The organism is Nevskia soli (genome assembly GCF_903970205.1).
Classification (GTDB): Bacteria; Acidobacteriota; Terriglobia; order Bryobacterales; family Bryobacteraceae; genus Bog-113.
The window spans coordinates 1-7259 of the sequence record NZ_CAJCHS010000044.1; the positions used below are offsets into that span (position 1 = coordinate 1).

General features: G+C 58.2%; 4 protein-coding genes. All 4 read left to right on the forward strand.

Annotation, left to right across the window (positions count from 1 at the left end):
* The first annotated feature begins 148 nt into the window (after positions 1-148).
* The 4 genes from pgi to H1Y01_RS02230 all read left to right on the forward strand — a co-directional run bounded on the left by pgi (position 149) and on the right by H1Y01_RS02230 (position 6977).
* Entirely contained in the window at positions 149-1807 is a 1659-nt protein-coding gene (pgi, locus tag H1Y01_RS02215; RefSeq protein WP_180538462.1) for a glucose-6-phosphate isomerase, read from the forward strand.
* Between the two features lie 24 nt (positions 1808-1831).
* The gene (gene gnd / locus H1Y01_RS02220; RefSeq protein ID WP_180538463.1) at positions 1832-2860 is read left to right on the forward strand and encodes a phosphogluconate dehydrogenase (NAD(+)-dependent, decarboxylating); all 1029 of its coding nucleotides are present in this window, start codon (positions 1832-1834) and stop codon (positions 2858-2860) included.
* A gap of 517 nt (positions 2861-3377) precedes the next feature.
* Positions 3378-6020 carry a plasma-membrane proton-efflux P-type ATPase gene (locus H1Y01_RS02225; protein ID WP_180538464.1) on the forward strand — a complete coding sequence of 881 codons (2643 nt, stop codon included), beginning with the start codon at positions 3378-3380 and terminating at the stop codon, positions 6018-6020.
* 264 nt (positions 6021-6284) lie between these two features.
* Positions 6285-6977 (forward strand): lipid-binding SYLF domain-containing protein, encoded by a 693-nt coding sequence (locus tag H1Y01_RS02230; protein WP_180538465.1) that lies wholly within the window; start codon positions 6285-6287, stop codon positions 6975-6977.
* The last annotated feature ends 282 nt before the right edge of the window (positions 6978-7259 follow it).

The window sequence follows — 7259 nt, forward strand, 5'->3', positions numbered from 1 at the left end:
CAGCCGCATCGTCCCTTTCACGAAAGTGCAGCCTGAAGGCGCGGAACGATTGGTCGCGTCCCGGAACGATTTACTCGCTTAGATCGAGACAAAGACCGCTGCGCTCGCCGTTGCGCGATCATTTTTACCGTTGCGCGATGATTTTTAAATGACACTTCCCTCCTTGCCATCCACCGTCGTTCCGCTTCGAAACCGCCCGGCATGGGCCGCGTTGACTGACCATTTCACGAAAATTCGAACCATACATCTCAGGCAGCTTTTCGCCGACGATTCGGAACGCAGTAAACGCTTCACGACCGAGACGCTGGGTCTATACTTTGACTACTCGAAGAACCGCATCACGGCAGAGACGATAAGCCTTCTCATCGAGCTTGCCGAGCAATCAGGATTGCGGCATCACATCGACGCCATGTTCGCGGGTGAGAAGATCAACATCACCGAGCAGAGGGCCGTGCTGCATGTCGCCTTACGAGCTCCGAAGAGCGAGCAGATTTCTGTCGACGGCACGGATGTCGTTCCCGAAGTCCACGCCGTGCTCGACAAGATGGCGCAGTTCGCCGAACAGGTTCGCAGCGGGGCATGGAAGGGACACACCGGCAAGCGCATTCGAAACGTAATCAACATCGGCATTGGCGGCTCCGACCTCGGCCCGGTCATGGCCTACGAAGCCCTGAAGTATTACAGCCAGCGCGACCTGACCTTCCGTTTCATCTCGAATGTGGATGGCACCGACTTTGTCGAGGCGACGCGCGATCTCGACGCCGAGGAAACCCTGTTCGTCGTCTGCTCCAAGACGTTCACCACGCTCGAAACCATGACCAACGCCCACACGGCGCGCGATTGGATGCTCAAGGCTGTGAGCGATGAGAAGGCTGTGGCGCGACATTTCGTCGCCGTGTCCACCAACCGCGTGAAGGTCGAAGAGTTCGGCATCGACAGCGCCAATATGTTCGGCTTCTGGGACTGGGTCGGCGGGCGCTATTCGATGGACTCCGCGATCGGCCTTTCCACGATGATCTCGATTGGTCCTGAACAATTCAGCCGGATGCTCTCCGGCTTCCATGCAATGGATGAGCACTTCCGAACCGCGCCCTTCGAACGTAATCTGCCCGTGCTCATGGGCCTCCTCGTCGTCTGGTACAACGGCTTTTTCGATGCGCAGACGGTGGCGGTGTTGCCCTACGAACAATACCTGAAACGCTTCCCCGCATACCTTCAACAATTAACCATGGAGAGCAACGGCAAGCACGTGACACTCGACGGAAATCAAGTCGATTATCAAACCGGGCCGATTTACTGGGGGGAGCCGGGCACCAACGGCCAGCACTCTTTTTATCAGCTCATCCATCAGGGGACAAAGCTCATCCCCTGCGATTTCATTGCGTTCGGCCAAGCTCTCAATTCGCTGGGCAATCACCACGATTTGTTGCTGGCCAATGTGTTCGCGCAGGCTGAGGCGCTTGCGTTCGGACGCACCGCGGAAGAAGTCAGAGCCGCGGGTACACCGGAATGGCTTGTTCCGCATCGCACATTTGAGGGCAACCGGCCGTCGACGACCATCCTTGCCGAGCGGCTTACGCCGGAGACACTGGGAAAACTGATCGCACTTTACGAGCACAGCGTCTTTACCCAGGGAACTGTCTGGCAGATCGACTCGTTCGATCAGTGGGGCGTGGAACTCGGCAAGGTTCTGGCCGAGAAGATCGTTCCCGAGCTGGAGAAGGCCGACGAACCGTCACTGAAGCACGACAGTTCTACCAACGCGCTCATTCGGCAGTACCGCCAACTCCGCCGCGCGAAAGACTAAAATCGAGCGCAGAGGAAGACACCAATGGAACTCGGAATGATTGGATTGGGGCGGATGGGAAGCAACATGGTGCGGCGTCTCATGCGGGCGGGACACCACGGCGTGGTTTACGACCTTCATCCGGAAGCAGTGCAGGCGATAACGAAAGACGGAGCGATCGGCGCCAAATCGTTCGAAGACCTCGCGAGTAAGCTGAAGCCGCCGCGCACGGTCTGGATGATGGTGCCTGCCGAAGCGGTCGATTCGACTTTGAAAACCCTCACTCCACTCCTCGGAGCGGACGACGTGATCATCGATGGAGGGAATTCCTACTACCACGATGACATCCGGCGCGCGGCCGAGCTGAAAACGAAAGGCATCCACTATGTCGACGCCGGAACCAGCGGCGGCGTTTGGGGTGCGGAGCGAGGGTACTGTCTGATGATAGGCGGCGACGAAACGATCTTCCGGCGCATCGAGCCCATTTTCAAGGCACTGGCGCCCGATATAGCGGAGGCCCCGCGCACCCCGGGCCGCGAGAAGGTGGGCGGCACCGCTGAACACGGCTACCTGCATTGCGGGCCGAGTGGCGCCGGTCACTTCGTCAAGATGGTCCACAACGGCATCGAGTACGGCATCATGGCCTCCTATGCGGAAGGGTTGAATATCCTCAAGCATGCCAACGCGGGCCAACAGCAACGTACCGCGGATGCGGAAACCGCCCCCCTTCGCCACCCGGAGCACTACGCGTATGACTTGAATCTTTCCGACATCGCGGAGGTCTGGCGCCGTGGCAGTGTCATCGCTTCGTGGCTTCTCGATTTGGCCGCAGCCGCGCTTCTCGATAGTCCCGACCTGGCCAAGTTCGCCGGCCGGGTGTCGGATTCAGGGGAGGGCCGCTGGACCATCGCAGCAGCCGTTGATGAGTCGGTCCCGGCGCCCGTCCTCAGTGCCGCGCTCTATCAACGCTTCAGTTCGCGCGGCGAGGCCGACTTCGGAGACAAACTGCTGTCCGCCCTTCGCTACCAGTTCGGTGGGCATGAGGAGAAGGCAGCCGCAAAGGCGGAGGCCTGATGGCTGCTTCCCATTCGGAAGCGCGCTGGTAATCTTCGGTGTCACGGGCGATCTCGCCCACCGGACGAACGTTCGAATTGCTTGCTGCCAGCTCCCAGGAAGTCGTCAAAAACGAAAGCCGTGAGCATCCCCTTCTCGTTTTGACGCGATTTTGACCTTTTTGCCGCTACCATTGGGACGCGGTCTTCCCTGCGGCCCTGTCTGCTTAATCTGGACCGCTTTCACCTGGTGCAGGACGTAGTCGATCGCTTGACTCAGGTGGGTTCCGATGGCTCCTATCTGAAGCCGATGATGCAGGACAAGCTGATCGAACACTAGAACGATATCGATGAGCACGGGGAGGACATGCCTGAATACGGAACGGATTACCCTTCCTTTGTCTCCGAGTTTGAGCGGACTCCTCCGGCTGCATGGAAACTTGCGTGTGCGGTTCGACATGAGGGGATCGTTAGCCGCCATGAGCCGTTGAAGCGTTACTGAGGCAGCGGAGCGCATAGGAACCGGAGAGGAAAGCGTCATGAAAGCGAACGCCGATAAGGCCCAATCGAAGCCGGGAGCAGCGCCGGGAGCGAAATCCGACGCGCAGAAAAACCTGAAGTCCATTCCGATGGCGGATCTCCAAACCAAACTCGGCTCATCCCCGAACGGCTTGAGTCAGGACGAGGCAAAGAAACGTCTTGCCCAATATGGACCGAATGAGATTGCGGAAAAGAAAGAAAACCTTTACCTGAAATTCCTCTCGTATTTTTGGGGCCCCATTCCATGGATGATCGAGGCGGCCGTAATTCTGTCGGGCGTGGTCCGGCACTGGCCGGATTTTTTCATCATCCTACTCTTGCTTCTCTCCAACGCGGTCGTAGGCTTCTGGGAGGAGCACCAGGCCGGCAACGCGATCGCCGCGCTTCGGAAGCAGCTGGCCATCAAGGCCAAGGTCAAACGCGACGGCAAATGGACAGACCCTTCGGCCAAGGAACTGGTACCGGGCGACGTCGTTCGACTCATGCTAGGCGACATTGTTCCGGCCGACGCCCGCCTGCTGCCGGGCGACCCGCTGGAAGTCGATCAGTCCGCGCTGACCGGCGAATCTTTACCGGCCGAAAAAAAGCCGGGCGACGCGTTGTTCTCGGGTTCCATCATTCGGCAGGGCGAGAGCGAAGCCATGGTCTATGCCACCGGCGCCGACACTTACTTCGGCAAGACCGCGCTAATGGTGCTGGGACCGGATTCCGCCAGTCATTTTCAAAAAGCCGTGCTCAAGATCGGCGACTACCTGATTGTTCTCGCGGTCTTCCTGGTAGGCGTGATCGTTACCGTCGCGCTTTTCCGCCACGATCCGCTCCTGAGCACACTCGAGTTCGCACTGGTGCTTCTTGTCGCCGCAATTCCGGTTGCAATGCCAACCGTTCTGTCCGTCACGATGGCAGTGGGTGCACGCCTTCTGGCGAAGAAGCAAGCCATTGTTACGAGACTCTCCGCCATTGAAGAATTGGCCGGCGTCGACATTCTTTGCTCGGACAAAACCGGTACACTGACCCTGAACAAGCTGACCCTGGGTGATCCCTTCGTGCTGAAAGGTTCTACCGCTGAACAGGTCATTCTCTGGGCTGCGCTGGCTTCTCGCGCGGAAGATAAGGACACGATTGACCTGGCGGTAATCGGGGGCGTGAAGGACGACAAGGCATTGAAGGCTTGTACCGTGCTTCATTTCCAGCCTTTCGATCCGGTGCACAAGCGTACCGAGGCGACGGTTAAAGGCGCGGACGGAAAACAGTTTTATGTGGCCAAAGGCGCGCCGCAGGTAATTCTCAAGATGTCCGTCAACGCCGCCGACGTGAACGATGCCGTCGAAAAAGCGGTCAACGAGTTTGCCGCAAGAGGATTCCGATCGCTGGGCATAACTCGCGCAACCGAGGAAAACAAATGGCAGATGGTAGGTGTGCTGCCGATGTTCGACGAGCCTCGCCCCGACGCAAAAACCACCATCGCGAACGCCCGTGCCATGGGCGTCTCCGTGAAGATGGTTACCGGCGATCAGATGGCCATCGCCAAAGAAACTGCGAAACAGCTCGGGATGGGAACGAACATTCTCGATGCCGGCGGCCTGGGCGATATCAAACACCATGAGACCGCGCAGATGGCTGAATCCATCCAAAAAGCGGATGGATTCGCGCAGGTATTTCCGGAACACAAGTTCCACATCGTGGACACGCTGCAGCAGCACGGGCACATTGTCGGCATGACCGGCGACGGCGTCAACGACGCCCCGGCGCTCAAGAAAGCGGATTGCGGAATCGCTGTCTCCGGAGCCACCGACACGGCGCGCGCGGCGGCGGACATTGTTCTGCTGGCTCCCGGCTTGTCCGTGATCATTGACGCGATCAAGGAAAGCCGCCGCATCTTCCAGCGCATGAACAGCTATGCGATCTATCGCATCGCCGAGACGCTGCGCGTGCTGTTCTTCATGACCCTGGCGATCCTGGTCTTTAATTTCTACCCGGTGACGGCGGTAATGATCGTCATGATTGCGTTGCTCAACGATGGCGCCATTCTATCCATCGCTTACGACAACGTGCACTACAAAGACAAGCCCGAGGCCTGGAACATGCGGCTGGTGCTCGGGGTCTCTACCGTGCTTGGCATTTTCGGCGTAATCGCGGCGTTCGGTCTTTTCTACCTCGGGGAGCGGGTGTTTCATCTGGATCGGGACCGCATCCAGACGCTCATGTATCTGAAGCTGTCGGTAGCGGGGCATCTGACGATTTTCCTGACTCGTACGCGCGGGCCGTTCTGGTCGATACGCCCGGCAAAGATTCTGTGGATCGCGGTTCTGGGTACGCAAGTGATCGCGACTCTGATTGCCGTGTACGGTCTCTTTATGCATCCGCTCGGCTGGGGCTGGGCAGGCTTTGTCTGGGGGTACGCCATTGCATGGGCTCTCTTAAACGACCGCGTCAAGCTGCTGGCTTATCGCATTCTCGACCCCAAGAAACCCGCGCTGCTGGGCAAAAAACCAAAAGATCAAACACCTCAGGATTTGAAGCCGGAGATCGCCGCCCGGGCCTACGAGCTCTTTGAGAAGCGCGGCGGCGCCGATGGCCAGGCAGTCGAAGATTGGGCCGAGGCCGAGCGCGAGATCGAAAAAGAACACGTCCCCGTTTAGCCCAGGGCGCTTAGTTGCTCAACGTGGTTGCCGGGCGTCGGCCATCTCCAACAGATTGGCGCGGAGGCCCAGGGCATCGTGGGCGACACCGCAATGGTTGTTGTTGCGTAGTATGCGGAATCACGTATAAAAACGCCTCGACCCCAAGAACGTTCGTCGCCGCGATTTGTTTCTTGAGCTCTCTTTTTGACGTTGGATTGACGTGTTTTGTCCCACACTGGTGATGAACGTAAGTGAAATAAAACGAACTAGGAGAACATTTCAATGAATAAAACGCTGACAGCAATCCTGGCAACTGCCAGTTTCATGAGTGCTGCCGCTTTCGCGGCGGACAGAGAAGTCAAGGTCGACGACAGGCTCGACGCTTCGGCGGACACGCTGAACGCCATGATGAGAGCTTCCGATCACGGGATTCCCCACGATCTGCTCGACAAAGCGAAGTGTGTGGTCGTCGTGCCAGGCATGAAGAAAGCCGGATTCATTTTCGGGGGGAAATACGGCCGCGGCTTTGCGGTCTGCCGGGAGGCGGGTCGCTCGGGTTGGAGCGCGCCGGCCGGCATGATCGTTGAAGGCGGAAGCTTCGGGTTTCAGATTGGCGCTTCGGAGACCGATGTCGTTTTGCTGGTGATGAACGACGGCGGGATGAAGCATCTACTGTCGGATAAATTCACGCTCGGGGGAGATGCATCGATAGCGGCGGGTCCGATTGGCCGCTCAGCTTCCGCGCAGACGGACGTCGAGCTAAGCGCGGAAATGCTATCGTATTCCCGGTCTCGCGGACTGTTCGCCGGTATTTCGTTGGAGGGCGCAACACTTCGTCCGGATGATCAAGCTGACACGGAACTCTATTCTCACGACGCGACCAACCGGGAGATTCTGACCGGCGACTTCAAAGCTCCGGCGGCGGCAGGCAAGTTTGAGAGGGCGCTTCATCGGGATTCGGCCAAACGAACCTGATAACGGACCTCTGCCCGCTAGCCGGGATAAGGAACCGCGATAGCCGATCTCGCGCACTTTCACTTAGTGCGCGAACCGGCCGCTCCTGACCAGTCGGTTCACCTATCCTGCCCGCTTACGCTTGTATGGCTTGCAATAATATAACGACGCCAACATTTATTCAATTGCGTCGTCCGGTGATTTAGTCCGCCTATTCAATCCCAGGATTAATAGATTGGTAGGAACACTGGATGGATCTCTAATAGACGGGCGAGGTCACGGCAAGATCGCTCCGGCTCAACA

Excerpts from the sequence above, each read along its gene's own strand:
- H1Y01_RS02230 (WP_180538465.1), top strand. The coding sequence starts at position 6,285 with ATGAATAAAACGCTGACAGCAATCCTGGCAACTGCCAGTTTCATGAGT.
- H1Y01_RS02225 (WP_180538464.1), top strand. The coding sequence starts at position 3,378 with ATGAAAGCGAACGCCGATAAGGCCCAATCGAAGCCGGGAGCAGCGCCG.
- pgi (WP_180538462.1), top strand. The coding sequence starts at position 149 with ATGACACTTCCCTCCTTGCCATCCACCGTCGTTCCGCTTCGAAACCGC.
- gnd (WP_180538463.1), top strand. The coding sequence starts at position 1,832 with ATGGAACTCGGAATGATTGGATTGGGGCGGATGGGAAGCAACATGGTG.